Origin of the sequence: Streptomyces sp. NPDC057694 (assembly GCF_042799415.1) — a bacterium.
In the GTDB taxonomy this organism is placed as follows: Bacteria; Actinomycetota; Actinomycetes; order Streptomycetales; family Streptomycetaceae; genus Streptomyces.
In genome coordinates this window covers 89,320-113,932 of the sequence record NZ_JBHVIX010000007.1, presented here as the reverse complement: position 1 = coordinate 113,932, position 24,613 = coordinate 89,320, and the positions used below count along the sequence as shown (strand labels likewise).

Below are 24,613 nucleotides of genomic sequence, written 5' to 3'. Positions count from 1 at the left end.
GGGCGGAGGAGGGGTGGGGTGCGTTCTTTGCGTTTGGTGTGTGGTGTTTTTTCTCTTGCTTCCGGGGGGGGGGGGGGGGGGGGGTTTTGGGGGGGGGGGGGGGGGGGGCCCCCCCCGCGACCAGCCACGACGGACCCGCACCCGAACACGCCCGCCTAACCGTCGGAGTACTTGGCGTCGGCCGCCGGCTCCAGCGCCAGCCGATACCCCCGCTTGACCACGGTCTGGATCAATTTGGGCGCGCCCAGGGACGAGCGGAGACGGGCCATCGCCGTCTCCACGGCGTGCTCGTCGCGCCCGGCACCGGGCAGCGCCCGGAGCAGATCGGCGCGGGAGACCACCCATCCGGGCCGCCGGGCGAGGGCGCGCAGCAAGGACATCCCGGCGGGCGGCACGGGCCGCAGCTCGCCGTCGACCAGGACGGCGTGCCCGCGGATCTCCATCCGGTGCCCGGCTATCGGCAACGTCCGTGCGCGGCCGGGCAGTTCACGGCAGAGCAGCTGTACGAGCGGCCCGAGCCGGAAGCGCTCGGGCTGCACCGTCTCCACCCCGCGCGCCTGCAAGGGCAACGCGGTCACCGGCCCCACACACGCGGACACGACATCGTGCTGGAGGGCCGAGAGGAGTTCGGGCAGCAGACCGCGCTCCTCGGCACGGTTCAGCAGCGACGCCGCGGCCGGCGCCGAGGTGAACGTCAGCGCGTCCACGCCCCGGGCGATCGTCGCGTCGAGGAGCCGGTCCACGGGCGCTATGTCCTCCGGCGGCATCCAGCGGTAGACGGGCACGCCGACGACCTCGGCGCCCGCCTCCCTGAGCGCCTCCACGAAGCCGGGCAGCGGCTCGCCGTGCAGCTGGATGGCGACGCGGCGGCCCTCCACCCCTTCACCGAGGAGCCGTTCGAGCACCTCCGCCATCGACTCCGACGACGGCGACCACTCCTCGGTGAGCCCGGCGGCACGGATCGCGCCCTTCACCTTGGGCCCCCGCGCGAGGAGTTCGACGCTGCCGAGCCGTGCGAGCAGCGCCTCGCCCAGACCCCAGCCGTCCGCCGCCTCCACCCAGCCGCGGAAGCCGATCGCGGTCGTCGCGATCACCACGTCGGGCGCGTGGTCTATCAACTGCTTGGTGGTGGCGAGGAGTTCACTGTCGTCGGCGAGCGGCACGATCCGCAGTGCGGGCGCGTGCAGCACGGCGGCGCCGCGCCGCTTCAGCAGCGCCCCCAGTTCGTCGGCCCGGCGCGCGGCGGTCACCCCGACGGTGAAGCCCGCGAGCGGCCCGTGGGCCGGCGCCTGTGCGGCGCCGGCGGCCTGCTGTTCGTCGTACATGCTGGTTCTCGTCCCGCTCGACGGTCGTCCCGTACACGCCTGGTCACAGTGTGGCGTCGTCCGAGCCTGCCAACGCTGCGTGACAGACCCGGATCAACATGATTGCGTACGTGTTACGGGGCTGTTCCTCACACCTCGGCGTAGCTGAGCTGCGGCTTCGTCTCCGTGGTGGACACCGCGCCGGAGCGGGCGGCCGAGCGGCGAAGGTATACGGACCACGTCACGGCGAAGCACAGCGCGTAGAAGACGAGGAAGGTGACGAAGGCGCCGGTGCCGGTGCCCGCCGTCTGGAAGGACTGCCGGAAGGCCAGGTTGATGCCGAGGCCACCGAGCGCGCCGACCGCGCCGATCAGCCCCATCGAGGCGCCGGAAAGGCGCCGTCCGTAGGCGGCCGCCGCCTCGCCGGTGAGGCCCCGGCTCTCCGCCTTGGCCTGGAAGATGCCCGGGATCATCTTGTACGTGGATCCGTTGCCGAGTCCGCTGAGCACGAACACCAGGATGAACGCGGCGGTGAACAGCGGCAGCGACTTCGCGACCGACGCGAGGGTGACCACGGCCGTCGCGAGCGCCATCGCCGCGAAGTTCCACAGCGTGATGCGGGCGCCGCCGAAGCGGTCCGCGAGCTTGCCGCCGACCGGACGGATCAGTGAGCCGAGCAGCGGGCCGATGAAGGTGATCGAGGCGGCCTGCAACGGCGTGCGGCCGAACTGCGTCTGGAGGACCAGACCGAAGGCGAACGAGTAGCCGATGAACGAACCGAACGTGCCGATGTAGAGGAACGCCATGATCCAGGTGTGGCCGTCGCGGACGGCCTCCTTGGCGGCGCCGGTGTCGTTCTTGACCGTCGCCAGGTTGTCCATGAACAGCGCCGAGAGGACCGTCGCGACGACGATCAGCGGGATGTAGATGCCGAGCAGCACGCGCGGGCCGCCGCTCGCGCCGATGACGGCGAGCGCGACGAGCTGGATGACGGGGACTCCGATGTTGCCGCCGCCCGCGTTCAGGCCGAGCGCCCAGCCCTTCTTCCGCAGCGGGTAGAAGGAGTTGATGTTCGTCATGGAGGAGGCGAAGTTGCCGCCGCCGACACCGGTGAGCGCCGCGCAGACCATGAGCGTGCTGTACGAGGTGCCGGGCTCCATCACGACGAACGCGGCGACCGACGGCACCAGCAGCATGCTCGCCGAGACGATCGTCCAGTTCCGGCCGCCGAAGACGGCGACCGCGAAGGTGTAGGGCACCCGCGCGAAGGCCCCGACGAGGGTGGCCATCGAGACGAGGAAGAACTTCCCCGCCGGGTCGATGCCGTACTCGGGCCCCATGAACAGGACCATCACCGACCACAGGCTCCAGACGGAGAACCCGATGTGCTCGGACAGGATGGAGAAGATCAGGTTGCGCCGGGCGATCCGGGCGCCGGTCTGCGCCCAGAACGTCTCGTCCTCGGGATCCCACCGCTCGATCCAACTCCGGCTTCGGGGCTGCTCCTTGAGGTCATCGGGGCCGGCCATCTCACGCCTCCAGGTCACGGGGTACGGCTGCTGCGACCGAAGGTAGGCACGGCGGATTTCCGCGCTGTGCCGTGGAGTGACCGCCCGGGAACGTTGCTCTCACCCGGGCGGGCGGGCCGTGGTGAGGCTTGGGGCCGAGCCTGCCCCATCGCAGCCGGGAGCGGCGCGGACCGGCCCGCGGACTACCCCGCCCAGGGCAGCTTCACGGTGCCGCCGCCCTTCTCCCAGGTGAGGGTCACGACGTCGCCCGACTGCGTCAGGTTCGCCACGAACACCTTGTCGCCGGTGTCCTTGCCGGAGCAGGACACCGCGATCCGGAAGCGGTCGCCGCTCTGCGTCTGGCCGATGCCGCTGCAGATGCCCTTGCCCTGGGCGTCGATGTACGAGACGGCGTACTTGCCCTTGGCGGTGCCCGTGGTGAGCTTCGAGGCGACGGTGAGGGTCTGCGCCTTCTCGTTCTGCCACTGCCCCTGGTAGCCGGTGTCGCCCGCCGGGCGCTCGGCCGGCCCGTCGCTCTCGTCGGCGAACGGGTCGTCGGTGGACGCGCCGGTGGGCTCGTCGCTGACCGGGGCCTCCGTCTGAGTGGGATCGTCGGCGGGCTCGCTGACGCTGCCCGTCGCGACGACGCTGCTCTCCTTGGCGGCCGGCTTGTCGTCGCCCCCGTCGTCGCCGCTGGTGGCCAGCATGATGCCGCCGCCGGCCAGCGCGGCCACGACCACGACGGCCGCCGCGATCAGGACGGCCTTCTTCTTGCCGCCGCCCGGGGGCGGGCCGGGAGGCGGCGGGAACTGGCCGTAGCCGGGTTGCTGTTGGCCGTACGGCGGCTGCTGCTGGCCGTAGCCGCCGTACGGGCCGGGGGCCGGAGCCGGGGCCTGGCCCTGCGGCGGACCGTAGGGGCCCGGCGCCGCACCGTACGGACCCGCGGGCGGCTGCGCCGGAGGCTGCTGGGGCGGCGGGGGCGGCTGCTGCCCGCCGCCGTATCCGTACCCGTACCCCTGGCCGTCCTGCGGTGGCTGTGTCATGGCGCGTCCCCGTTTCCCCGTTGCCCTGTCCCCCGTGCGCCCCAGTCAACCCGGAGGCCTCCCGCGCACACAAGCCCTCACCGGCCGCCCTCAGGCCGCCCGGGCCCGCCGCTTCTTGCGGCCGTCCGGCCACAGCCGCGGTGAGCGCTTGGCCGCAAGGTCCTCGATCCAGCCGACGCCCACGATCGACAGCGCGATCAGCGGCCACACGAGGACGAACATCCAGATCATGTACGTCGAGTCGAGCGCGCCGCTCCACCGTGCGTTCTCCATGAACGGCAGGTCGTACGCGAGGTCGATGATCGGGACCGTGGCCATGATCAGCATGTTGTGCCAGAGGTAGATCGTCACGGCCCGGTTGTTGGAGAGCGTGACGAACCAGTCCCACTTGGCGAGTCTGCCGGGCAGTTCCTGCCAGGACGGTGAGTACTGGAGCAGGATCACGACGAACCCGAAGGACCAGGCGGCCTGGGCCAGCGGGATGTCGTTCAGGTCCCAGCCGTCCGGGCCGAGGTGCCCGGAGGCCCACCACAGTCCGAAGGCCATCACGAGCGCCGAACAGGACACCGCGAGATAGCGCGGGATCTCCTTCAGCCTGCCCTCCTGGTGCGCGAACCCGAGCACCCAGCAGCTGCCGTAGACGGCGAAGTCGGAGACCGCGTTGCCCGTCTCGCCGGGGATGGTGACCAGGCCCGTGCCGACGATCGCGGTCAGCGCGAGCGGCGCGAGCAGCGTCGCCCACGGCACCTTGCGGAACGCCCACAGCAGCAGCGGCGAGGCGATCACGAACCACAGGTAGGCGCGGATGTACCAGAGCGGTCCGGCCGCCTGGGCGGGCCAGGTGTCCTCCAGGAGGCCCGCCTTGTCCCCGAGATGCCAGGGGAAGGAGGGCGCGCCGATCGGCACCAGATAGTTGAAGAGGCTGATCCAGCCCCAGGTTCCGCCGTTGTCCGGGTCCTTGCCCGGGTTCCAGCCGCCCAGGAAGAGCAGGGCGAGCACCGCCACGCTGAACGCCCACATGGGCGGCAGCAGCCGGCGGATACGGCCGCGGATGACGCCGATCGCGGGGCGGCTGAGCGAGCGCGCCATCAGCGATCCGGCGAGCGCGAACATCACGCCCATGGACGGGAACAGCACCGTCAGCCACGCCCACCCGAAGAGGTGGTAGACGACGACGCGGATCAGCGCCAGGGAGCGCAGCAGGTCGAGGTAGCGGTCGCGGCCGGGCCGTTTGGGCCTGGCCTCCGGGGCGGGCTCCGGCGCGCTCCGGGGTGCGGCCTGCGGCAGCGGGCGGGTACCGGGAGCCTGCGCGGGCAGCGCGGCCGTCCCGGTCACCTCGGCGAACCGCGCGGTCGGCTCGGTGGCGTGGAGGGCGGGGCCCTGGCCGGTCTGCGCACTGCCGGCCGCGGCGGGCCAGACCGGTGCCGGTGCCGTGTCGGCGGCCACCGGTTCGTACGGCCAGGCGGTACCGGAGGCCGCGCCCGCCGCCGGGCCGGGGTTGTCCGGGCCCTCCACGGCGCGCCGCCACTCGGACTCCCGGCGCAGGGGCCGCTCGGACCCGTCGAACCAGTTGCCCTGTCCCGAGGGTTCTTGGGGATGCGTCATGCCACCGGCCTCCTGTCGCCACCGGACACCGAGGTCGTGCGCTGCTGCGGCAGGGCACCCGGCGCGGAGCCGAGCGCGCCGGTGCGGCGCAGTTTCTGCCACCTGAGACGGCCGCCGGTGAGCGCGGTGATCCAGGACTGGAGCAGCACCACGTACATCAACTGCCGGTAGAGCAGCTGCTGGAGCGGCAGCGAGATGAGGTGCGTCATCTTTTCCTTGTCGAGCCGGAAGGCGTACGCCGCGCAGACCGCCTGGACCGCGAGGACGCCCAGCCAGGCGACGACCGTCTTGGCGGTGGGGCCGAACACGACCCCGTACAGCAGGAAGACGTCGATGAGCGGGGCGAGCAGCGGGGCGAGGACCATGAAGAGCGAGACCAGGGGCAGGCCGACGCGGCCGAAGCGGCCGGACGGGCCGCGCTCGATCACCGCGCGGCGGTGCTTCCAGATGGCCTGCATGGTGCCGTACGACCAGCGGTAGCGCTGCGACCACAGCTGCTGGACGGACTCGGGGGCCTCGGTCCACGCGCGGGCCTTCTCCGCGTAGACGACGCGCCAGCCGTCGCGGTGCAGCGCCATGGTGACGTCGGTGTCCTCGGCGAGCGTGTCGTCGCTCATGCCGCCGATCCGGTCCAGGGCGCTGCGGCGGAACGCGCCGACCGCGCCGGGGATCGTCGGCATGCAGCGCAGCAGGTCGTACATGCGGCGGTCGAGGTTGAAGCCCATCACGTACTCGATGTGCTGCCAGGCGCCGATGAGGGAGTCGCGGTTGCCCACCTTGGCGTTGCCCGCGACGGCGCCCACGCGCGGGTCGCCGAACGGCTGGACCAGCTCGCGCACGGTGGCCGGTTCGAAGACGGTGTCGCCGTCCATCATCACGACGAGGTCGTACCGGGCGTTCGCCAGGCCCCTGTTGAGCGCGGCCGGTTTGCCCGCGTTGTGCTGGCGCACCACCCGGACGTTCGGCAGCCGCAGGTTCTCCACGATGCGAGCCGTGCCGTCCGTCGAGCCGTCGTCGATGACGATGATCTCGACGGGATGCTCACTGAGCATCAGCGAACGCACGGTGTTCTCGATGCACTTGGCCTCGTTGTACGCCGGGACGAGGACCGAGACCGGCTCCGTGACCGGCGGGCCCCAGGCGAAGCCCTTCTTGCGGACGCGCCGCGCGTGGGCGGCGGACAGGATCAGCATCAGGCCGAAGCGGCCCATGACCAGGACGCCGATGACGGCGAGCCCGACGACCAGCACGTCCGTGATGTTGTCCGACGCCTCGACCGCGTAGATCCACGCCTTGCCCTTCCACAGGTCCATGCCGGTGACGGGCGTGTGGGCGCTCGGCATGTCCAGGGCCTCAGTGAGGTTCTGGAACCGGTAGCCCTCGTGCTGGAGATCGGGCAGGAAGCGGTCGAGCGCGGCGACGGTCTGCGAGCGGTTGCCGCCGGAGTCGTGCATCAGGACGATGGCGCCCTTGCCGCCGTGCGGGGTGGCCCGGCGGATGATCTCGTCGACGCCGGGGCGCTTCCAGTCCTCGCTGTCGGTGTTGTTGACGACCGTGAGGTAGCCGCGCGAGCCGATGTACTGCGTGACCGGCCACGACTTGTCGTCCATGGCGTCGGCGAACGACGAGTACGGCGGCCGGAACAGGGAGGTGCGCACGCCCGCCGCGCCTTCGAGCGCGAGCTGGTTCGTGGACAGCTCCCAGTCGATGCGCTTCGTCGACTGGTAGGACAGGTCGGGGTGGTTGAAGGTGTGCAGGCCGACCTCGTGGCCCTCGGCGACCATGCGCTGGACGAGCTCGGGGTAGCGCGAGGCCATGGTGCCGGTGACGAAGAAGACGGCGTGGGCGTGGTGCTTCTTCAGGACGTCGAGGACCTTCGGGGTCCACTCCGGGTCGGGCCCGTCGTCGAAGGTGAGCACCAGCTTGTGGTCGGCTATGGAGCGGCTGGACTCCTGGCCGCCGCGGGTGTCGATGACCGGGCCGCCGTCGAGGATCTTCTCGGGGACCTTGTCGGTGGCGGCCTCCGGCTGGATGCGGTGGTCGGCCATGATCTCGCTGTGCACGTAGCCGCGCAGCATGAGCATCGCGATCATGGCCACGAGCAGCAGCGAGGGCAGGAGATAGCGCAGCGGGAGCCGGCGCCTGCGGGCGGTGGCCGCGGCCGGGGCCCGCCGGGAGCCCCGGGAGTGCCGGGAACGGGAGCGGTGGGACATCTCTACTGGTCGCTCATCTCTACAGGACGCTGCTTTCCGGGGACGCGGGGCGGGAACGCGGCGGGGACATGGCCGCGGGCGCGACGGGGTCGCGGGCGGGGGACACGGCCGGGACGGTGCGGCGCGGACGCCACGGGGGCCCAGGGGGCCGGGGGGAGCTCCGCCGGGGCGGGGCCGGCCTCGCGCTCTAGGACGCGAGCGACGCGGCCGGTGCGGCGCCCGGCCGGGACGCGGAGGTTCTGTAGGCGACGGCGTCGGTGCCGCTCGTGCCGCCCTCCGCGGGCGGGTCGTCGGTCGGGGTGGTCTCCGGCGGCGGGTCGGCGGGTGTCGACGGGTCGGCCGGTGTCGTGTCGTCGTCCGCGGACTTCGACGGGTCGGCCGACTTCGTTGTCGCGCGGCCGGTCGGCCTGCCGGGGCCGGTGGTGGCGGCGCCGGGCGCGCCCTGCTCGTCGGCGCTCGCGTCCGCGGACGACGAGGCGCCGTCGGCGGGTGCTCCCGAGGCGTCGGTCGCGGTGCCGGAGGCGCTCGGGTCCGGGGTGGCGCCGGGCGACAGGGACGGCGACGCGGAGTCGGAGGGCAGTTGCGGAGAGGTGTCGACCTGGTCCGCGGACTTCTTGTCCTCGGAGAATCCCGGCAGCATGGGCGCGGTCGAACTCCCGGAGAACAGGGTGACCACGATGACGATCGCGTAGACCGCACAGGCCAGGCCGACGGCGACGCCGACGCGCCGGAAGGTGCGGCCGCGTCTGCCGGAGTCGTCGACGAACACGGGGACTTCCTTGTCGTCCCCCGGCTCGCGGCCCGGTATCTCCTCGCCCGGACGCTTGCCCGCGGCGATCATCTCGCCCAGCAGGCGGCCCGCGCCGTCGAGCTGAATCGTCACCTCATGGGGATCATGGGTGTGCCCGGGCAGGGCATCTTCTCGCCAGTTCTCCACCGTACGCACATCCCCCCAGGACATGTCTCTGTCATGTTCTCAATTGGGCGTGCGACGGGCGGGTATCTGTCGCCCCGGACCGAGCCCCCACTCGACCCGGGCGCCCCCCTTATCACACTGCGCCCGCACCATGAATGTAGCGCACGCCGGTGACAGCCGTGTCCACGTGTCAGTCCTGACTCATCATGATGAGTGCATCGGTGGCCGGTATCCACGCGTTCTCCGGCTGTGTGAGCCATGCGTTCCGTCGTGCCAGTTCTCTCGCGGCGGCGCGGACCGCCGTGATCCCCGGATGCTCCCGCCCCTTCAGCCACACCAACGACACCGGCGACAGCGGCACCGGGTCGGCCAGGGGCCTCAGCACCGAGCCCGGCATGGCCGGAAAGTCCACTCCGGCGAGGACCGGATTCCTGTATTTGGTCATGATCCGCCGAAACTCCTCCCGTCCGACGGCGAGCGGGGCGGGCGGTGCGACGGCGATGCCCCGGCCGGCGAACAACTGCCGTGCCAGGTCGGTCCATTCGGGCGTACGGGGGTTGCCCGCACCGGCGTAGACGGTCTCCCCCGCGAGCCGGTCGAGCGGCACCGCGTCCAGTGCGGCGAGGGAGTGGTCGTCGGGCAGCACGATCGCCATCGGTTCGTAGCGCAGCGGCTGGTGGGCGAGCCGCTCGCGCACCGCGGGGTCGAGCCCGGCGAACCGCCCGAAGGACATGTCGAGCCGTCCGGCGAGCAGCTCGGCGGCGGCGCCGGTCAGCCCGCTCTCGTAGCGGGCCATCAGCTCGCACTGCGGGGCGAGTTCGCGGGCCCGCTCCAGGACCTGCTCGGTCACGAGCCCGGGGCTGTTGACGTCCACGAGCAGCGGCCGGTGCTCGGCGGCGGGCCGGGCGAACGCGGCGAGCAGCTCGTCCTGCGCCTCCATCGCCCGCCGCGCGTACGGCAGCAGCCGCGCCCCGTCGGCGGTGAGCGTCACCTGCCGGGTCGTCCGGCCGAACAGCTCGGCGCCCAGCTCCCGCTCCAGGCGGCGGATGTCGCGGCTGAGCGCCTGCTGGGCGACGTAGAGGCGGGCGGCGGCACGGGTGAAGTGGAGCTCGTCGGCGACGGCGAGGAAGGCACGCAGCAGCCGGGGCTCGACCCCGTACGCGGAGTTCGGCATCCGGCGAACTTACAACACAGGCGCGTGAATCGGCACCGAGTAAGTGTTGGACCCCGTACGTGACCTGCGGCGACGCTCTTGGCATGGCTGACACGACGATCACCCGGGAGCCGGAGCGGGGCGGCTATCTCCGCCTGTTCGCGATCCCCGGCGCCCGCGCCTTCACCCTCGGCAATCTCCTCGCGCGCTTCCCGCAGGGGATGTTCGGCATCAGCGCGGTCATGATGATCTCCGGGGCCCGTGACTCGTACGCGCTCGCGGGCGCCGTCACCGCCACGGGTCTGGTCGCGAACGCGGTCGTCGGCCCGCTGACGGCCCGCCTCGTCGACCGGCACGGGCAGGCCAGGATCGCGGTCCCGGCCGCCGCGATATCCGCGGGCGGCTCGCTCGCGCTGCTGCTGTGCGTGCACTTCGGCGCCCCGGACTGGACGCTGTTCGCCGCCTATCTGGCCTCTGCGACGACGCCCAACACGGGCGGCATGTCCCGGGCCCGCTGGGCGCATCTGCTGAAGGACGAGCCGGACGCGCTGCACACCGCGAACTCCTTCGAGCAGGCGGCGGACGAACTCTGCTACATGCTGGGCCCGGTGATCGCCGCCTTCCTGTGCGGCTCGCTGTTCCCGGAGGCGGGCACTCTGGCCGGCGCGGTGCTCATGGTGACGGGGGTACTGATCTTCGCCGCGCAGCGGGCCACGGAACCTCCGGTGCACGCGCGCACGCAGGCGACGAAATCGCCGCTACGCGCGCGTGGCATGCCGCCGTTGCTGATCGCGTTCCTCGCGACGGGCGCGGTCTTCGGCTCCCTGGAGGTCGTCACGGTCGCCTTCGCGGACGGCCAGGGCCACAAGGCGTGGGCGGGCCCGGTGCTCGCGCTCCAGGCGGCGGGATCGTGCGCGGCGGGGCTGGTCTACGGGGCATGCAAGCCGACCGGCCCGGCCGAGCGCCGCCACCCGCTGTGCGTGGCGGCCATGGCGGTGCTGATGACGCTGCCGCTGCTCGCGGCGGCGCTCACCGGCTCCCTCTACGTGCTGGGCGGCGCGCTGCTGATCGCCGGGATGGCGACGGCGCCGACGATGGTGACGGGCATGACGCTCGTCCAACGCTTCACGCCCGAGGGCCGGTTGAACGAGGGCCTGACCCTCGCGGTGACCGGCCTGCTCGGCGGTATCGCGGCCGGGTCGGCGACGGGCGGCGCCGCGGTGGAGCACTGGGGCCCCACCGCGGCGTACGCGGTCCCGCTCACGGCGGCCGCGACCGCGCTGCTGCTGTCCCTCTACGGCTGCGTACGCGCGCCTAGGTGATCAGCAGGTGGCGGGCTTGCGCCACGAGCACTCCAGGTCGCCGTCGCGCTCGGCGGCCGGGACCGCGCGGGTGGACTTCGGCAGGACGGCCGACGCCTCCTCGGCCGTGGACTTCGCGAGCGTCACGACGATCGCGTCCTCCAGCGGCTTCACGGAGTCCACGAGGTAGTTGTTCTGGACGACGCTGTAGACCAGTTCGCGGCCGTCGGCGTCCTTCACGTACCCGGACAGGGCCGAGGCGCCGGTCAGCGAGCCGGTCTTGCCGCGGGCGTTGAGCGCGGCGGGCGTGCCGCACATCCGTGTCCGCAGGGTTCCGCCGACGAACCGGGCCGGGTCGCAGGCCACCGGCAGCGACGCGTACCAGTCGGCGTACCAGGACTCACCGCGCACCTTCAGCAGCAGGTCGGCGATCTGCCGTGCGGCGAAGTTGTCCTTGCGCGACAGGCCCGAGCCGTCGACCTGCCGGATCTTGGTCGCGTCGACCCCGGCGCCCTTCAGGTAGCCGGCGACGGCGGCGGTGCCGTCGCCCCAGTTCCCGGGCTTGCCGGTCGCCTTGTACGCCATGGCCTTGATCAGCGACTCGGCGTGCATGTTGTTGGACAGCTTCATGAACGGGACCAAGAGGTCCTTCAGCGCCATGGACCGGTGCGTGGCGAGCGTCTTCGCGGCCGTCGGCGTGGCCCGCCCGAGCCGGGTGGAGCCGCTCACCCTCACCCCGTGCGCGGCGAGGGCGGCACGGAAGACGGAGGCCGCGTACCCGGTCGGCTCCCAGACGGTGACCCACTCCTTGGCGGTGTCGCCGCCCACCGGCACGGTCCCGCTCACGGTGATGGTGTTCGTGCCGTGCTGCCGCTCGACGGCGACGGTGCCGTCACCGCCTGCCGCCCCGGTCCGTGCCCGCACGTCGAGGTGCACGTACGAGTTCTTGGGCGTGACGCTGACGACGGGCTTGTCGCCCGCCTTCGCTCCGGGCGCGACCTCGACGATCACGGTCCCGGAGTCGTAGTCGGTGTCGGGCGCCACGGTCAGCGCGGAGATCTGGGCGGCGTAGTACGAGGACTCGTCGTCACCGCCCCAGGTGTCGCCGATGCGCTGGTGGTCGAAGCGGGTGTCGTCGGCGACGAGGCGCCCGTCGACCTTCTTCACCCCGGCGGCCGCGACGGCGGCGGCCAGCTTGTCGTAGTCGGCGGCGAGGGTCGTGGGGTCCCCGGTGCCGCGCAGATACAGGTCCCCGTGCAGCGCACCGCCCCGCACCCGCCCGTCGGCGCGGACATCGGTCGAGAAGGTGTAGCCGGGGCCGAGCAGCGACATGGCCGCGGCCGAGGTGGCGAGCTTGGTGTTGGACGCCGGGCTGAGCCGCCCGGTCGGGTTGTGCTGGTACAGCGTCTCCCCGGTGTGCGCGTCGGCGACGACGACACTGGCCGCACCGCCCTCCATCCGCGGGTCGCCGAGGATGGTGTCGATCGCCTCGGGCAGCCCGCTGGTGCTGGAGTGGGCCCCGGCGGGCGCGCCCCAGGACAGGGTGGCGGCGGTGACGGCGACGACGGCGGGCAGGGCCCACCGTCGCGCCCTCGTACGGAAGTTGGATCTCGCGGTTCCGTCAGGTGTGCTCATGCGTCAGGAGCATCCCGGAGGAGGAGGGCTCAGCCAAGACCCCATGAGTGCCCGAGGGTGTACGCGGCGCAGAGATTCACGTCGAGGATGTAGGCCCCGGCGGTCCCGCACTGCGTGGCCCCGCTCCCCGGGTCGACGGGCTGACCGTGCCCCATGCCCGTGATGCTGTACGTCTCGACGGCCGTGGCCCCCGAGCCGGTCCGGTAGACCTGGTGCGGGTAGCCGGAGACGGTGTCGCTGGTGTCGGCGGTCTGGTCGGCGCCGAGCACGTCGGTCCACTGCTTCATCAGGTCGGTCATGTTGACGGGCTTGACGGTGTAGTCGGCGCTGCCCTGGAGGACGGTGAGCCGGGGCCACGGCCCGGTGTAGCCGGAGCGGGCGGCCCGCACCCGGTCGCCCCACTGCTTCGCGCTCTGGGTGGCACCCACGTACATGCACACGTACGGCGATCCGGCGGCCTGCGCGCACCCGTACGGCAGCCCGGCGACGACCCCGCCCGCGGCGAACTTCTCCGGGTACGTCGCCATCATCACGGAGGTCATGGCGCCGCCGGCGCTGAGCCCGGTGACGTACACCCGCGAGGCGTCCGCGCCGGCGTCCGCGACCTGCTTGTCGGCCATCTGCGCGACCGAGGCGGCCTCGCCCTGGCCCCGTGCGATGTCCCCGGTCTCGAACCAGTTGAAGCAGGAGCTGGCGTTGTTGCCGGTGGTCTGCTGCGGCAGCACGACGGAGAAGCCCCACCGGTCGGCGAGCTCGGTCCAGCCACTGCCGGTGCCGTACCCGGAGGCGTTCTGCGTACAGCCGTGCAGCGCGACGACGACGGGCCGCCCGCTCGGCAGACCGTCGGGAACGTAGCGGAACATCTTCAGCGCGCCCGGGTTGGGCCCGAAGCCGGTGACTTCCTGGATGCCCGCGGCGGCGGACGCCCGGGGCAGCGCGGGCAGGAAGAGCACGAGGAGAAGCGCCACGAGGACGGTCGCGGCTCTGGAAACTGCGGTGTCTCTGGTGTGGGGGTTCATGAGGAGGGACCGTAGAACCGGCGCGTCCCCCCAGACATGTAGCGGGACCACACAACGACGAAGGCCCGACTGTGGTTCACAGTCGGGCCTGAATCGCATGGGATGAGTGGAGATGGCGGGAATCGAACCCGCGTCCAACGGTGCAGCAGCAGGGCTTCTCCGTGTGCAGTTCGCTGCGATTTTCTCGGCCCCGGTGATCACGCGAACAAGTCGCCGACGGGCCCAGTCACTGTTTGATTTCCCATCGAACCCCGTGACCGGGCTCGATGGTTTAGTTCCCTAGATTATGCCAGGGTCCGGGTCGGGAACACCCCCGGGCTGACACCCTTTTAGGGTCCTTCAGTCGCTGTTATTAGGCAGCGAGGGCGAAGGACTGGGAATCGCTCTTGGAATTGGCGATTATTGGTTGCGACATATGGTTTACGAGATCATTGCCGCTTCCTCGACACGCTTCACCTGCTTCGACATCCGCTGTCGAAACCGATCATCCCCATGTTGTTTTTTCAATGTGGATCCGGAGATCCGCCGCCCCTGCGTGAGGAGCAGTGCCATCGTACGTGACCAACGCCCGACGATGCCAGCGTATTCCCCGGCACCCGTGGCGAGCGGTCAGCGCTCGCGCGCCCGCTGCTTGCGCTTGGCCGCCGCGATCGCCCGGTCCGAGTCCCGCCGGTCCTGCTGCTCACGCAGGGTCTGCCGCTTGTCGTACTCCTTCTTGCCCTTGGCGAGCGCGATCTCGGCCTTGGCGCGGCCGTCCTTGAAGTAGAGCGCGAGGGTCACGATCGTGTGACCCGACTCCTGGGACTTCGACTCCAGCTTGTCGATCTCGTCGCGGTGCAGGAGCAGCTTGCGCTTGCGGCGCACCGCGTGGTTGGTCCAGGTGCCCTGGCTGTACTCGGGGATGTGGGCGTTGTGCAGCCACGCCTCGCCCCCGTCGATCTGGACGAAGGCGTCGGCCAGGGAGGTGCGTCCCTGGCGGAGCGACTTGACCTCGGTGCCGGACAGCACGATGCCGGCCTCGTAGGTGTCCATGATCAGGTAGTCGTGCCGCGCCTTCTTGTTCTGCGCGACGATCTTGCGCTTGCCGTCCTTCTTGGACGCGTCCCCCTTGCCCTGCTTGGGCTGGGACTCCTTCGGTACGTACATTCCCTTGGCCATAGTGCTGGCCATTTTCGCACTACGAGGGGGCCCCGAGGCCAGTCAATACTGTCTCCGCCCGCCGCAGGGCGTCCTTGTCGGCGTCCAGGTCGGGGGTGATGCCCCGGTTGTCGACGCCTCGCCCCGAGGGGGTGCGGTAGTGCCCGACGGTCAGTTCCGCCACGGAACCGTCGGGCAGTCTGCTCGGCATCTGGACCGAGCCCTTGCCGAAGGTCCGGGTGCCCACGACCACGGCGCGGCCGCGGTCCTGGAGGGCGCCGGTGAGCAGTTCGGCCGCGCTCATCGTGCCGCTGTCGACGAGCACGACCAACGGTCTGGTGGTGTCGCCGCCGCCGCGGGCGTGCAGGGCGCGCTGCTTGCCGCGTACGTCGTACGTGGCGACGAGTCCGCCGTCGAGGAAGGCGGAGGCCGCGGTGACCGCCTCGTCGATCAGGCCGCCCGAATTGCCCCGCAGATCGAGGACGACTCCCCCGCGCGCGGGCGCAGCGCGCACCGCCGAGCGCACCTTCTCGCCCGAGCCCTTGGTGAACGCGGTGACCTTGACGAGCGTCGCCCCGCTGCCGAGGCGGCTGACGGCGACGGAGTCGGTGGGGAGGTTGGCCCGGCGCAGGGTCTCGCTCCACGCGCGCGTGCCGCGCTGAAGTCCTACGTGGACGGAGGTCCCGGCGCGCTCGCCCCGCAGGAGGGTCAGCACCTCGGTGACGGGCCGGCCGGTGACCGGCCTGCCGTTGACGGCCGCGATGCGGTCGCCGTCGCGGATGCCGGCGGCCGCCGCGGGCGATCCGGAGCGCACCTTGGTGACCTGGACCTGACCGTCGGCGGTGCGCCGGGCCCACAGGCCGACGCCGGTGTACTCGCCGTCGAGGGCCTGCTCGAACTCGTGGTACTCGCCCTGGGAGTAGACGGCGCCCCAGCGGTCGCCGCTGCGGCTGACGGCCTCCTCGGCGGCCTGCGCGGACTGCTCGGGCGACTTGCCGTCGGACATCGCCTCGTAGGCGGCCTCGGCCGCCTCGTCGGAGGCCTTGTCGTCCGCGCCGGACGACCTCCCGTGCCGGGGCGTGACGGAACTGTCCTGCTGCGCGGGGGTCTTCCCGGTCTCTCCGGGCAGTGCGCCGGTCGCGGCACCGGTGGCGAGGACACAGCCGAAGACCAAGGTCAGGGCCGCCCCGCGGCCGATGCGGCGGTACGCGTTCGGCGCTGACACCGCAGACTTCACCGAGAACCGATCCGGGCCTGACATGTCGGTGAGTCTAGGACAACGCGGGGCGCCGCACGGTGGGTTGAACCGCGCGGCGCCCCGCGGTACGGGGGACTCTCGTCACACCTTCAGGTACTTGCGCAACGCCACGAAAGCGGCCAGCGCGGGCATCAGCACACTCACCGCGAGGATGAGCGGCAGCTTCGTCAACACGGCGTCCCAGCCGATGAAGTTGATGAGCTGGAGCTTGTCGGAGAGCGCCACGCCGTTGTCGATCACGAAGTACTGGCCGCCCGCCAGGAACAGACAGGCGATGCCGCCGCCGATGAGTCCGGCGACCGCCGCCTCCATGATGAACGGCGCCTGGATGTAGAAGCCGGAGGCCCCGACGAGCCGCATGATGCCGGTCTCGCGGCGGCGGCTGAACGCGGAGACGCGCACGGTGTTGACGATCAGCAGCAGCGCCACGACGAGCATCACCGCCATCACCGCGCCCGCCGCGTAGTTCAGGTAGCCGAGCAGCTTGAAGAGGTTGTCGAGCACGCCCTTCTGGTCCTGCACGGACTGCACACCGGGCCGGCCGTTGAACGCGGTCGCGATGACCTCGTACTTCTCCGGGTCCTTGAGCTTGATCCGGTACGACTCCTGGAGCTGGTCCGGGGTGAGCGAACTGGCCAGCGGGGAGTCGCCGAACTGCTCCTTGTAGTGCTTGTACGCCTGGTCCTGGGACTCGTACGCGACCTTGTCGACGACCGTCATCTTCTTCAGGTCGTCGAGGATCTGCTTCTTCTGCTCGGCCGTGACCGGGCCCTTGGCACAGTTCGGGTCGGACTCGGAATCGCCCTTGTTGCACAGGAAGATCGAGACGTTGACCTTGTCGTACCAGTAGCCCTTCATCTGGTTGACCTGATCGCTCATGAGCAGCGAGGCGCCGAACAGGGCGAGCGAGAGGGCCACCGAGATGACGACGGCGAAGGTCATCGTGAGATTGCGCCGCAGACCGACGCCGATCTCCGACAGAACGAATTGGGCACGCATAGCGCTTACTGAGCCTTTCGCAGCTTCACTCGGTAATTCTCGTACCTCTCGGTACTTCTCAGTGCTGGTAGCCGTACACGCCGCGTGCCTGGTCGCGGACGAGACGGCCCTTCTCCAGCTCGATGACGCGCTTGCGCATCTGGTCCACGATGTTCTGGTCGTGGGTGGCCATCACCACGGTGGTGCCCGTGCGGTTGATGCGGTCGAGCAGCTTCATGATGCCGACCGACGTCTGCGGGTCGAGGTTGCCCGTGGGCTCGTCCGCGATCAGCAGCTTGGGGCGGTTGACGAACGCGCGGGCGATGGCCACACGCTGCTGCTCACCGCCGGACAGCTCACCGGGCATCCGCTCCTCCTTGCCGCCGAGGCCGACGAGGTCGAGCACCTGGGGCACGGACTTGCGGATCTCACCGCGGGACTTGCCGATGACCTCCTGCGCGAACGCGACGTTCTCGCCGACGGTCTTGTTGGGCAGGAGCCGGAAGTCCTGGAAGACCGTGCCGAGCTGGCGACGGATCTGCGGGACCTTCCAGTTGGAGACCCGGCCCAGGTCCTTGCCCAGCACGTGCACCTGACCGTGGCTGCAGCGCTCCTCACGCAGGATGAGGCGCAGGAACGTCGACTTGCCGGAGCCGGACGAGCCGACCAGGAAGACGAACTCGCCGCGCTCGACCTCCAGGGAGACATCCCGGAGCGCGGGTCGGGTCTGCTTCGGGTAGACCTTGGAGACGTTGTCGAATCGGATCACGGGTGCGCCTCGGGGCGTCGGGGGCGTAGGGGGCGGGGGCGTCTGCGGACACCCCGTAGGTGAGCGTGACCATACGCGAACCGGCTCGCGGATATCAGGCGCCGACCCGGGTTGAGCGTTTTGTCCCGGTGCGGGACCCGGCGCGTTGCCGGTTTTGTCCGTCCCGTGCCTGGTCAGCGACGGTCCTGTGAGGGAGACGCGCCGAAATTCCGCGAAGCTGGCACAGTGGAGGGGGGAACGGTTGCGTTTCCCGGAGCGTTGAGCGGAGAGAACCAGTGGGTACTCGGTGGCCGGCTCCGCCGCGCGGGAGGAGGAGAGGCGCATGACCTACGACAGGTTGGTGTGCGCGAACTGCGCGGCGCCCGTGAGCGAGGGCCGCTGCCCGGTCTGCCGGGCGAACCGTGAGCGGCTCCAGCAGCAGAATCCGCTGTCCGGGCTGAACCCGACGGCGTTGATCGCGCTGGTGGTGGTGCTCGTGGCGGCCGTGGCGCTGCTCGCGCACCAGACCGCATAGCCCGCGGCGACAGCCGCGACGAGATGTGAGAAGGCCCGGAGCCGATCGGCTCCGGGCCTTCTCGTGGTTCCGGGTCAGCCCCGGATCACGTCACACAGGTCACACAGGTCACACAGGTCACACAGCGGTGTTGCGACCGCCGGCCATGCGCGGCAGCAGGCGGAAGCCCACACCGCCCGCGATCATGGTCGCGGCGCCGATCAGCAGGAACGTGGTACCGGACGAACCGGTCTCGGCCAGCTCACCGTTCTTCGCGGTCCCGGCCGCCTCCGTGGAGTCGGAGCCGGTGTCCTGGAGGCTGTCCTTGCCCTGACCCTGCTCGACGGGGTTGTTGTTGCCGTCGGGGTTGGTGTTGTCGCCACCGGTGGAGGAACCGCCGGTGGAGGAGGAGCCGCCACTGTTGCCGGAGCCACCGTTGTTGCCGGAGCCACCGTTGTCGCCGGAGCCGCCATTGTTGCCGGAGCCGCCGTTGTCGCCGGAGCCACCGTTGTTGCCGGAGCCGCCGTCGGTCGCACCGCCGTCAGTGGCACCGCCGTCGGTCGCGCCGCCGTCGGTCGCACCGCCGTCGGTCGCGCCACCGTCAGTGGCACCACCGTCAGTGGCACCGCCGTCGGTCGCACCGCCGTCAGTGGCACCGCCGTCGGTCGCGCCACCGTCAGTAGCACCACCGTCGGCCGCACCGCCGTCGTCGGAACCGCCGATGGCGCCGGCGACCACGCCGCCGGCGTCGGAGCCGCCGTCAGTGCCACCGTCAGTGCCACCGTCGGTACCGCCGTCAGTGCCGCCGCCGTCGTCGTCGCAACCGAACACAACGGAGAGCAGGCCACAGTCCTCGCTGGTGGTGCCATCGGCGGCCGAGGCGGCCCCCGCGGCGGTCAGCGACGCGCCGGCGGCGATCACCGCGCCGGCAGCTATCCGCGCGACACGGATCCGCGTCTTCTTGGTCATCTGTCTGCTACCCCCAGTAGCCAATCGTCGATGGAGCAGCGCCAGGGACCGCGTTCCGGAGGCAGCAGGGGTCTCGTCCGACCCGCCCCCCGTTCACACGCGTCCCACTGATACGCATGCCGCGCGCCAGCCTTCCCAGTTTTCAGATCAACGTCAAGGCCGTTGCGCACCCAATGTCCATTACCAGAGGAAATGACCGGCGTACGGACATGTGACTGTGATGTAAAACCCGGAAGGGTCTTCACATTCCCCGCACAAAGAAAGGCAACTGCCGCTCCAAGAGCGGCAGTTGCCTTGTCGATAAAGTCGTGTCGCTTACTTTTCCTGCTGCTTGCGCCAGCGAATTCCGGCCTCGAGGAAGCCGTCGATCTCGCCGTCGAGCACGGACTGCGGGTTACCGACCTCGAACTCCGTACGGAGGTCCTTGACCATCTGGTACGGGTGCAGGACGTACGAACGCATCTGGTTGCCCCAGGAGCTGCCGCCGTCCTTGAGGGCGTCCATCTTGGCCCGCTCCTCCTGGCGCTGGCGCTCCAGGAGCTTGGCCTGCAGCACGTTCATCGCCGTGGCCTTGTTCTGGATCTGCGAGCGCTCGTTCTGGCAGGAGACCACGATGCCGGTGGGGATGTGGGTCAGACGGACCGCGGAGTCCGTCGTGTTCACGCCCTGGCCGCCGGGGCCCGAGGAGCGGTAGACGTCGACGCGCAGCTCGGACTCGTCGATGTCGATGTGGTCGGTCGTCTCGACCACCGGGAGCACCTCGACGCCCGCGAAGGACGTCTGGCGGCGGCCCTGGTTGTCGAACGGGGAGATGCGGACCAGGCGGTGCGTGCCCTGCTCGACGGAGAGCGTGCCGTAGGCGTACGGGACCTGGACGGCGAAGGTGGTCGACTTGATGCCGGCCTCTTCCGCGTACGACGTCTCGTAGATCTCCGTCTTGTAGCCGTGGCGCTCCGCCCAGCGCAGGTACATGCGCTGGAGCTGCTCCGCGAAGTCCGCCGCGTCGACGCCGCCGGCTTCCGCGCGGATGTTGACCAGCGCCTCGCGGGAGTCGTACTCACCGGACAGGAGGGTACGGACCTCCATCTCGTCCAGCGCCTTCTTCACGGAGGTCAGCTCGGACTCCGCCTCGGCGCGGGTGTCCGGATCGTTCTCCTCCTCGGCCATCTCGAAGAGGATCGAGAGGTCGTCGATGCGACCGCGCAGGGACTCGGCCTTGCGCACCTCCGCCTGGAGGTGGCTCAGCTTGCTGGTGATCTTCTGCGCCGCCTCGGGGTCGTCCCACAGGGACGGGGCGGCCGCCTGCTCCTCGAGCACGGCGATATCTGCCCTCAGCTTGTCGAGGTCCAGGACGGCCTCGATCGACTCCATGGTCGAGGAGAGGGACTTCAGCTCTTCGGATACATCGACGACTGCCACATCCCCAGCCTAACGTCTACCGCAACCACCTCCGGCCGGGAGCCGGGTGCCCGGGTTCTGGGCGCCTTCTCCGGCCGCGGCTCGGGTGGGGCTGGTCGCGCAGTTCCCCGCGCCCCTGGGTTGTCGTTCGCCCGCGGCCCGGTGGGGCTTCTCGCGCAGTTCCCCGCGCCCCTTATCGGGTTGTCGTTCGTGTGCGGGCCGGTGGGGGCTGGTCGCGCAGTTCCCCGCGCCCCTGAGGCAGGCGCTTCGCGCCGCCTCCCCTTGAGGCTGCGCTTCGCGCGCCTCTGATGAAGGGCCGGTGGTGCGCCTCTCCTGAAGGTGGGTGGCGCGCCTCTGATGAAGAGCCGGCGGTGCGCCTCTCCTGAACGTGGATGGCGCGCCTCTGATGAAGGGCCGGTGGCGCACCTCTCCTGAAGGTGGGTGGCGCGCCTCTGATGAAAGGCCGCTGGCGCGCCTCTCCTAAAAGGTGGGTGGCGCGCCTCTCCCTAGGGGTGGGTGGCGCGCCTTTGATGAGATGGCGCACGCAGTGCGCATCTCAGGGGCGCGGGGAACTGCGCGAGAAGCGGCCACCGGCCCGCAGACGGAGAACTACCCAGGGGCGCGGGGAACTGCGCGACCAGCCACGACGAGAGCCGCGGACGACGAACCCAGCCCCTACGGCGCGGCCGGAGCCGAGTTCTGGTTGTCCGACGGAGGAGGCTCGTCGCCGCCGGAGGTTACGGCCCAGATACCGCCCCCCACCACGGCGGCCAGCACAACCCCGGCCACCCCCAGAGTGATCCGTCGCCGCCGCGCGGAATGCCGATTGCGGGCCGAGCCGGGCCGGGGCGCCCCGGAGGCGCGCGGGACCCGGGCCGTGCCACGGGCCCCGCCGGCCAGCTCGTCCGGCGCGGGCACCCTCATCGACGTATGGGTGTCGCGGTTGGAGTCGGCCGAGGCCGTGCCGGGCACGAGGGGCACGGCGCCGCGCCGGGGCCGCTCCACCTCCCGGGGCTCCTCGGCCGGTTCCTGAGGCTCCTCGGCGTCCTCCTCGGCCCCGGGCTCGTCGACGTCGAGCGGAGCGATGCCGGCCAGGAACGGCTGGAGCTCGCGCAGCCTGGCGGCCATCTCCGAGGCACGCAGCCGGGACGCCGGCGCCTTGGCGAGGCACTGGATGAGGAGCTGCCACAGCTCGTCGGGGATGCCGGGGAGCGGCACCACGGTCTCCGTGACGTGGCGGCGCAGGATGGCGCCCGGGTGCCCGCCGCCGAAGGGCGTGAAGCCCGCCAGAAGCTCGTACAGGACCGTGGCGAGGGCGTATATGTCGACCGCGGCGCGCGGCGGCAGGCCCTCGACGATCTCGGGGGCGAGGTAGTCGGGCGTGCCGATGATCTTCGTCGCCTTGGTGCGGCGCGGAGTGTCGATCAGCTTGGCGATGCCGAAGTCGGTGAGGAGCGCGGGGTGCGCGCCGCCGGGACCGAGCGGACCCTGCATGTCCAGCAGGATGTTCTCGGGCTTCACGTCGCGGTGCACGATGCCCGCGGCGTGCGCGGCGGCCAGCGCGTCGGCGACGTCGGCGGCGATGGCGACGGCGGCCTCGGGGGCGAGGCGCCGCTCCCGCTCCAGGCGGGTGCGCAGATCGGTGCCGCGGACGAGGTCCATGACCAGCGCCAGGTCGTTGCCGTCGACCACCAGGTCGTGAACGCCGACCACGCGCGCGTGGTCGAGGCTCAGCAGGGCGGTGCGCTCCTGGACGAAGCGGCCGACCAGCTCCTGGTCGGAGGCGAGATCCTCGCGCAGCAGTTTGATGGCGACCGGACCGTCGGGTCCCTCGCCCAGCCACACGGTGCCCGCACTGCCGCGCCCCAGGATCTGGTGTGCGGTGTAGCGGCTGCCGATTTTCCGTGCCAAGACTGCTCCTACAGACGCGTGTTGGCGCCCAAGCTACGCGGCCCGGACGCCAACCAGCGCATCAGAAGGAGAAATCACCCGCTGGATGTCGACAAATCGTCAACATCGCGGTTCAGTTGCCGGTTTTGCTCCCCAGATCGCCGATCCAGCCGGTGATGTCGTCGAACCAGGTGGACAGCTGGTCCCAGTAGCCCCGGCCGGTGCCGATCCAGTCCTGGAGCGGGGTGAACTCCCAGACGAGCCAGCTCACCACGAAGAGGATCACGATCATGAAAAGGCAGCCCTTGAGGCAGCCGAGACCGGGGATCTTCATCGGGTTGGAGCTGCGCTGCCGCGGCTCGCGCGGGGGCCGCTGCTGCTGGGGCGGCGGCTGCGGCGGCGCGTAGTGCTGCGGCTGCTGCTGGGGCTGCTGCGGCTGCGGGGTCGACCGCGGCGCCGGGCGCTGCTGCCGCGGCGCGTACTGCTGCTGGCGCGGCTGCTGCTGGGGCTGCTGGACCTGGCGCTGCGGACGCCGCCGCAGCGGGTCCTCGTTCGGGTCGAGGTACTGGACCTGCGTCTGCTCGTTGCGGTCGCGGGCCGCTCGCAGCTGGTTCTGCCAGGGGTGCGGGTCGTCGGGGTTGCCGCCCGGCGGGTTCTGCGGGACCGGCGGCATGACGGCGGTCGGGTCGGCGGCGCCGCGGTTGTTCGGCAGTACGGAGGTGGGGTCCGCGTCGGAATACTGGCCGCCCTGCGACTGCATGACGCTCGTCGCGGCGTTCGGGTCGTACGAGCCCGCGTTGCTCGGCAGCACCTGCGTGGGGTCGGCGGCGCCGGCGACGCCCGGGACGTACGCCGGGTCCGGGTCGGGCATCAGCAGGGCGCCCACGCCCTCGGCGGCGGCGATCTGCGCGCTGTTCGCGTGCACGCCGATGCCCTCGGCGACGGTGCGCAGACCGCGCGCGAGGTTCTCCGCGCTCGGCCGTTCGTCCGGGTTCTTGCGCAGGCAGCGCTCGATGACCGTCCACAGCGGGTCGGGGACGGTGGAGGGACGGCGCGGCTCGGCGGAGAGATGCTGGTGGAGCACTTCGAGGGCGGAGCCGCCGGAGAACGGCGGGCGCCCGGTCACCAGCTCGTACAGCAGGATGCCCGCGCCGTAGATGTCGACCGCGCTGGTCTGCGGGCGGCCCTCGGCGGACTCGGGCGCGACGTACGCGGGCGTGCCCACGAACTCGTGCGTGCGGGTCAGCCCCGGGGAGTCGGCGAGGCGCGCGATGCCGAAGTCGGTGAGCATCGGGTGCATGCCGCCGGCGTCCTGCTTGAGCAGCACGTTCGCCGGCTTCAGGTCGCGGTGCACCACACCGTCGGCGTGGCTCGCGGCGAGCGCGTCGGCGACCTGCGCGGTCAGCAGAGCGGCCGCGACCGGCGAGAACGGGCCGTTCTCGCGCAGATAGCGGTGCAGGTCGGGACCGTCGATCAGGTCCATGACCAGGGCGAGGAGTTCACCCTCGACGACCAGGTCACGCGTGCGCACGATGTTCGGGTGCGTGAGCCTGAGCAGGACGGAGCGCTCCCGGAGGAAGCGCATCACCACGTCCGCGTCGTTGGCCAGCTCCTCCTTGAGGACCTTGATCGCAACGGTCTCGCCGGGCTGCCCGGCGACGGCCGCCTCGGCGCCCGCGGTCTCGCGCTGGCGGGCTCGCCAGACGGTGCCCGTGGCGCCGCGTCCGAGCGGCTCCTCGAGCAGGTACTTGCTGCCTACCGGCCGCACGTCATGCGCTCCCTGCTTGGCTTGCGTACTGTCGCGTACTTGCTTGGTCTGTCCCGTAGCGGGTGTCTGTCGGGTGGAGAAGGTGTTCCGACCCACTGTAGTGGCGCTGTACGAGGTACAGGCTGTCGATCTTCTTCGACCGGCCATACCCGTGCTCGGCCCCTACCCGTGTTCGGCGGAACCACTTCGGCGGAATGACTTCTTCGGAAAGACGCAGCCCCGGGTCGGGTGGTTGCCGGTCGGGGACGTGAGCGAT

General features: G+C 71.1%; 19 protein-coding genes and 1 other RNA gene. 2 read left to right on the top strand and 18 right to left on the bottom strand.

The annotated features are described in order from the left end of the window. Positions 1–155 precede the first annotated feature (155 nt). From ACFVDP_RS18280 to ACFVDP_RS18250, 7 genes are all read right to left on the bottom strand, one after another. On the bottom strand, positions 156–1,325 hold the full coding sequence (locus ACFVDP_RS18280) for a uroporphyrinogen-III synthase (RefSeq protein WP_383490574.1): 1,170 nt from the start codon (positions 1,323–1,325) through the stop codon (positions 156–158). Between the two features lie 128 nt (positions 1,326–1,453). Then, positions 1,454–2,833, bottom strand: a complete 1,380-nt coding sequence (locus ACFVDP_RS18275; RefSeq protein ID WP_383490572.1) for a nitrate/nitrite transporter — start codon at positions 2,831–2,833, stop codon at positions 1,454–1,456. A 182-nt stretch (positions 2,834–3,015) separates the two neighbouring features. Further along, the gene (locus ACFVDP_RS18270; protein ID WP_383490570.1) at positions 3,016–3,855 is read right to left on the bottom strand and encodes a hypothetical protein; all 840 of its coding nucleotides are present in this window, start codon (positions 3,853–3,855) and stop codon (positions 3,016–3,018) included. Positions 3,856–3,945: 90 nt separating this feature from the next. Further along, positions 3,946–5,460: an acyltransferase family protein gene (locus ACFVDP_RS18265; RefSeq protein WP_383490568.1), complete on the bottom strand. Its 1,515-nt coding sequence runs from the start codon at positions 5,458–5,460 to the stop codon at positions 3,946–3,948. After that, positions 5,457–7,673, bottom strand: a complete 2,217-nt coding sequence (locus ACFVDP_RS18260; protein WP_383490566.1) for a glycosyltransferase — start codon at positions 7,671–7,673, stop codon at positions 5,457–5,459. Before ACFVDP_RS18260 ends, ACFVDP_RS18265 begins: the two co-directional genes overlap by 4 nt. Before the next feature lie 187 nt (positions 7,674–7,860). Continuing rightward, positions 7,861–8,556: a hypothetical protein gene (locus tag ACFVDP_RS18255; protein ID WP_383490565.1), complete on the bottom strand. Its 696-nt coding sequence runs from the start codon at positions 8,554–8,556 to the stop codon at positions 7,861–7,863. Positions 8,557–8,779: 223 nt separating this feature from the next. Beyond that, a complete protein-coding gene (locus ACFVDP_RS18250; protein ID WP_383490563.1) occupies positions 8,780–9,763 on the bottom strand; it encodes a LysR family transcriptional regulator in 984 nt (327 codons plus the stop codon). 83 nt (positions 9,764–9,846) lie between these two features. On the opposite strand from ACFVDP_RS18250, the gene ACFVDP_RS18245 reads away from it, so the two are divergent. Beyond that, on the top strand, positions 9,847–11,064 hold the full coding sequence (locus tag ACFVDP_RS18245) for an MFS transporter (protein WP_383490561.1): 1,218 nt from the start codon (positions 9,847–9,849) through the stop codon (positions 11,062–11,064). On the opposite strand, the gene dacB is transcribed toward ACFVDP_RS18245, so the two are convergent. The 7 genes from dacB to ftsE form a co-directional block, all read right to left on the bottom strand. Further along, positions 11,065–12,678, bottom strand: coding sequence for a D-alanyl-D-alanine carboxypeptidase/D-alanyl-D-alanine-endopeptidase (gene dacB, locus ACFVDP_RS18240; RefSeq protein WP_383490560.1), 1,614 nt, complete (start codon positions 12,676–12,678; stop codon positions 11,065–11,067). It lies immediately after the preceding gene. 29 nt (positions 12,679–12,707) lie between these two features. After that, the gene (locus ACFVDP_RS18235) at positions 12,708–13,697 is read right to left on the bottom strand and encodes a PHB depolymerase family esterase (RefSeq protein ID WP_383490558.1); all 990 of its coding nucleotides are present in this window, start codon (positions 13,695–13,697) and stop codon (positions 12,708–12,710) included. A gap of 104 nt (positions 13,698–13,801) precedes the next feature. After that, positions 13,802–14,189: a transfer-messenger RNA gene (ssrA, locus tag ACFVDP_RS18230) on the bottom strand. A 117-nt stretch (positions 14,190–14,306) separates the two neighbouring features. Continuing rightward, positions 14,307–14,843 (bottom strand): SsrA-binding protein SmpB, encoded by a 537-nt coding sequence (gene smpB / locus ACFVDP_RS18225; RefSeq protein WP_383490947.1) that lies wholly within the window; start codon positions 14,841–14,843, stop codon positions 14,307–14,309. Between the two features lie 31 nt (positions 14,844–14,874). Beyond that, the gene (locus ACFVDP_RS18220; RefSeq protein ID WP_383490556.1) at positions 14,875–16,095 is read right to left on the bottom strand and encodes a S41 family peptidase; all 1,221 of its coding nucleotides are present in this window, start codon (positions 16,093–16,095) and stop codon (positions 14,875–14,877) included. Between the two features lie 78 nt (positions 16,096–16,173). Continuing rightward, positions 16,174–17,091: a permease-like cell division protein FtsX gene (ftsX, locus tag ACFVDP_RS18215; protein WP_383490554.1), complete on the bottom strand. Its 918-nt coding sequence runs from the start codon at positions 17,089–17,091 to the stop codon at positions 16,174–16,176. A 58-nt stretch (positions 17,092–17,149) separates the two neighbouring features. Then, a complete protein-coding gene (gene ftsE / locus ACFVDP_RS18210; RefSeq protein ID WP_026245701.1) occupies positions 17,150–17,839 on the bottom strand; it encodes a cell division ATP-binding protein FtsE in 690 nt (229 codons plus the stop codon). 322 nt (positions 17,840–18,161) lie between these two features. Between ftsE and ACFVDP_RS18205 the strand changes: the two genes are divergently transcribed. Next, a complete protein-coding gene (locus ACFVDP_RS18205) occupies positions 18,162–18,353 on the top strand; it encodes a hypothetical protein (protein ID WP_361559188.1) in 192 nt (63 codons plus the stop codon). A gap of 117 nt (positions 18,354–18,470) precedes the next feature. Here the strand turns inward: ACFVDP_RS18205 and ACFVDP_RS18200 are convergent, their stop codons facing one another. The 4 genes from ACFVDP_RS18200 to ACFVDP_RS18185 all read right to left on the bottom strand — a co-directional run bounded on the left by ACFVDP_RS18200 (position 18,471) and on the right by ACFVDP_RS18185 (position 24,357). Then, on the bottom strand, positions 18,471–19,301 hold the full coding sequence (locus ACFVDP_RS18200; RefSeq protein ID WP_383490551.1) for a hypothetical protein: 831 nt from the start codon (positions 19,299–19,301) through the stop codon (positions 18,471–18,473). A gap of 315 nt (positions 19,302–19,616) precedes the next feature. Beyond that, positions 19,617–20,720: a peptide chain release factor 2 gene (gene prfB, locus ACFVDP_RS18195; RefSeq protein ID WP_383490549.1), complete on the bottom strand. Its 1,104-nt coding sequence runs from the start codon at positions 20,718–20,720 to the stop codon at positions 19,617–19,619. A gap of 654 nt (positions 20,721–21,374) precedes the next feature. After that, positions 21,375–22,610 carry a serine/threonine-protein kinase gene (locus ACFVDP_RS18190; RefSeq protein ID WP_383490547.1) on the bottom strand — a complete coding sequence of 412 codons (1,236 nt, stop codon included), beginning with the start codon at positions 22,608–22,610 and terminating at the stop codon, positions 21,375–21,377. A 112-nt stretch (positions 22,611–22,722) separates the two neighbouring features. After that, entirely contained in the window at positions 22,723–24,357 is a 1,635-nt protein-coding gene (locus ACFVDP_RS18185) for a serine/threonine-protein kinase (RefSeq protein ID WP_383490545.1), read from the bottom strand. Positions 24,358–24,613 lie beyond the last annotated feature (256 nt).

What these genes read in the sequence shown, in the direction of transcription:
- smpB (WP_383490947.1), bottom strand. Translation starts at nt 14,843, where the DNA reads ATGTACGTACCGAAGGAGTCCCAGCCCAAGCAGGGCAAGGGGGACGCG.
- ACFVDP_RS18280 (WP_383490574.1), bottom strand. Translation starts at nt 1,325, where the DNA reads ATGTACGACGAACAGCAGGCCGCCGGCGCCGCACAGGCGCCGGCCCAC.
- ACFVDP_RS18245 (WP_383490561.1), top strand. Translation starts at nt 9,847, where the DNA reads ATGGCTGACACGACGATCACCCGGGAGCCGGAGCGGGGCGGCTATCTC.
- ACFVDP_RS18270 (WP_383490570.1), bottom strand. Translation starts at nt 3,855, where the DNA reads ATGACACAGCCACCGCAGGACGGCCAGGGGTACGGGTACGGATACGGC.
- ACFVDP_RS18205 (WP_361559188.1), top strand. Translation starts at nt 18,162, where the DNA reads ATGACCTACGACAGGTTGGTGTGCGCGAACTGCGCGGCGCCCGTGAGC.
- ACFVDP_RS18235 (WP_383490558.1), bottom strand. Translation starts at nt 13,697, where the DNA reads ATGAACCCCCACACCAGAGACACCGCAGTTTCCAGAGCCGCGACCGTC.
- ftsX (WP_383490554.1), bottom strand. Translation starts at nt 17,091, where the DNA reads ATGCGTGCCCAATTCGTTCTGTCGGAGATCGGCGTCGGTCTGCGGCGC.
- ACFVDP_RS18220 (WP_383490556.1), bottom strand. Translation starts at nt 16,095, where the DNA reads ATGTCAGGCCCGGATCGGTTCTCGGTGAAGTCTGCGGTGTCAGCGCCG.
- ACFVDP_RS18260 (WP_383490566.1), bottom strand. Translation starts at nt 7,673, where the DNA reads ATGTCCCACCGCTCCCGTTCCCGGCACTCCCGGGGCTCCCGGCGGGCC.
- ACFVDP_RS18200 (WP_383490551.1), bottom strand. Translation starts at nt 19,301, where the DNA reads ATGACCAAGAAGACGCGGATCCGTGTCGCGCGGATAGCTGCCGGCGCG.
- ACFVDP_RS18275 (WP_383490572.1), bottom strand. Translation starts at nt 2,833, where the DNA reads ATGGCCGGCCCCGATGACCTCAAGGAGCAGCCCCGAAGCCGGAGTTGG.
- ACFVDP_RS18265 (WP_383490568.1), bottom strand. Translation starts at nt 5,460, where the DNA reads ATGACGCATCCCCAAGAACCCTCGGGACAGGGCAACTGGTTCGACGGG.
- dacB (WP_383490560.1), bottom strand. Translation starts at nt 12,678, where the DNA reads ATGAGCACACCTGACGGAACCGCGAGATCCAACTTCCGTACGAGGGCG.
- ACFVDP_RS18250 (WP_383490563.1), bottom strand. Translation starts at nt 9,763, where the DNA reads ATGCCGAACTCCGCGTACGGGGTCGAGCCCCGGCTGCTGCGTGCCTTC.